This is a genomic window from Photorhabdus cinerea (assembly GCF_011189575.1).
GTDB classification, from domain to species: domain Bacteria; phylum Pseudomonadota; class Gammaproteobacteria; order Enterobacterales; family Enterobacteriaceae; genus Photorhabdus; species Photorhabdus cinerea.
Genome location: NZ_PUJW01000143.1, coordinates 1 through 541, shown reverse-complemented (window position 1 = coordinate 541; position 541 = coordinate 1). Strand labels below are relative to the sequence as shown.

1 protein-coding gene and 1 pseudogene are annotated in these 541 nt (G+C 43.4%); both read left to right on the top strand.

What is annotated here, in order from left to right:
* On the top strand, positions 1-244 hold a 244-nt coding region (locus C5469_RS23070; protein WP_166311042.1), incomplete at its 5' end, for a PAAR domain-containing protein.
* A 104-nt stretch (positions 245-348) separates the two neighbouring features.
* Positions 349-541, top strand: a pseudogene (locus C5469_RS23065) (hypothetical protein); the annotation flags it as partial.

Below are 541 nucleotides of genomic sequence, written 5' to 3'. Positions count from 1 at the left end.
GGGTGATACGACAGATCATGGCGGTAAGGTGATTACCGCTATTGATGACTATACTCACAAGGGTATTCCTATCGCGGGTAAAGGTGATTGGGTGGAGTGCCCTCAATGCAAAGGTGTATTTCCTATTGTTCAGGGTGCTGATTCTTTAAAATATAAAGGGAAACTGATTGCGCTTGAGGGAATGCAAACCGCTTGTGGGGCAAAATTAATTGCCAGTCAGCATAAGTTTACTCTAGCCAGTTAATGTGAATTTAATCCGGGGCATTTGAATTCCTGGTCAGGAGCTGGAACAGCAGTTTAAAGATATTCTTTGTATTGCAAAAAATAAGATAAACAGGAGACGTTAATATGCCAATACCATTAGTGGCCCCTGTCGCAGTGGGTGCGGCTGAATATGTCGCCAGTGCCTGTGCCGGGGTATTAATTGCTGTCGGTATCATGGAAGCAAGTAAGGAAAAACCGGTCGAAGACGATGAACATATTCACCGTAAGAAAATGGATTTTGTGATAAGTCCTGACATCACGGATGAGGACAGAAATA